2 protein-coding genes are annotated in these 1,566 nt (G+C 71.8%); both read left to right on the plus strand.

All coding sequences use genetic code 11. The features are described 5' to 3' along the window. Nucleotides 1–728 (plus strand): trypsin-like serine peptidase (locus VE546_RS14620; protein ID WP_414720481.1); only part of this gene is annotated, 728 nt, incomplete at its 5' end. A 117-nt stretch (nucleotides 729–845) separates the two neighbouring features. Continuing rightward, nucleotides 846–1,566 (plus strand): trypsin-like serine peptidase (locus VE546_RS14625; RefSeq protein ID WP_414720482.1); only part of this gene is annotated, 721 nt, incomplete at its 3' end.

Raw genomic sequence — 1,566 nt, forward strand, 5'->3', positions numbered from 1 at the left:
TCATGGACACCCCCAAGGGCTCCATGGTCTGCTCCGGCACCGTGGTCAAGGACCCCCGCAACCCGGGCAAGTCCAACCTCGTCGCCACCGCCGGCCACTGCGTCCACGCCGGCAAGGACGGCGGCTGGTTCCGCAACATCGTCTTCGTGCCCGCGTACAACGACGGGGCGCTGGACGCGGGCGAGTTGGAGAAGGCATCCCCCCAGGAGGTCGCGCCGCACGGCGTGTACTGGGCCACCTGGACCCAGACCACCGACCACTGGATCGCCAACGGCGCCCAGGAGGGCGGCGCGGGTGCCTCGCAGGACTTCGCCGTGATGCACGTGGAGCCCGAGGGGAAGGACGGCAAGTCCCTGGAGGAGACCGTCGGCACCGCCCTGCCGGTCAACTTCGACACCCCGTCGGTGTCCGCGCTCTCCTCCGTGGAGGCCCACGGCTACCCCGCCGCGCCGCCCTTCGACGGTCTCACCATGCACACCTGCGCCGACGAGCCGGGCAGGCTGACCATCGGCCCGTCGGAGTCCACGATGTACCGCATCGGCTGCACCATGACCGGCGGCTCCTCCGGCGGCGGCTGGTTCGCCGAGGGCTCCTCCGGCAAGCCCGTGCTGGTCTCGGTCACCTCCATCGGCACGCTCGACCACACCTGGCTGGCCGGCCCGCGCCTGGGCGAGGAGGCCAGGGAGGTCCACGAGGCCGTCAGCAAGAAGTTCGCCGGCAAGAACTAGCGATCCGCTCACGGGACTGTCCGCGGTCCGCCGCCGTCCTCAGCCCCCGTCCGGGGCGGAGGACGGCCTCAGCAGAGCGACGAACCACACACTGGGGGATGCACACCCATGTCACTCATACGCAGGCGACGCCCGGTGCTGGCCGCCGCGGCGGTGGTCGCGGCCCTGGCCGTCACCGCCACCGCGTGCGGCCCGTCGGACGAGGAGGCCGGCGCCGACGCCAGCCCCAGCGCCTCCGCGCAGGACGGGAACAACGCCGACGGCCCCGGCATCGACGACCTCGGCCTGCCGAGGGAACTGCCCGACGCGCTCAAGGACTTCGACCCCGAGAAGTGGCGGAACGGGGAGTGGAAGAACTGGGACAGGGACCGGTGGGTGCGCGAAGCCAAGGACTTCGTCAACCCCGTCATCGAGGGCCTGTGGAAGCCCGGGCGGATGAAGGAGGCCGAGGACAACACCAAGACGGTCTCCACCACCGCCGGTGCCGACCAGGGGGCCACCGATCCCGAACCGGCCCCGGTGGAGGCCGAGCCGGTGCGAACGCCGTACCACCGGCACGCCGCCCCGGTGGGCAAGGTGTTCATGGACACCCCCAAGGGCTCCATGGTCTGCTCCGGCACCGTGGTCAAGGACCCCCGCAACCCGGGCAAGTCCAACCTCGTCGCCACCGCCGGCCACTGCGTCCACGCCGGCAAGAACGGCGGCTGGTTCCGCAACATCGCGTTCGTGCCCGCGTACAACGACGGGGGCCGTCCCTCCGCGGACCTCGACGGCGCGCCCTACCAGGAGGTCGCGCCGTACGGCGTGTACTGGGCCACCTGGGCGCAGACCACCGACT

Origin of the sequence: Streptomyces sp., from assembly GCF_035644915.1 — a bacterium.
Lineage (GTDB): Bacteria > Actinomycetota > Actinomycetes > Streptomycetales > Streptomycetaceae > Streptomyces.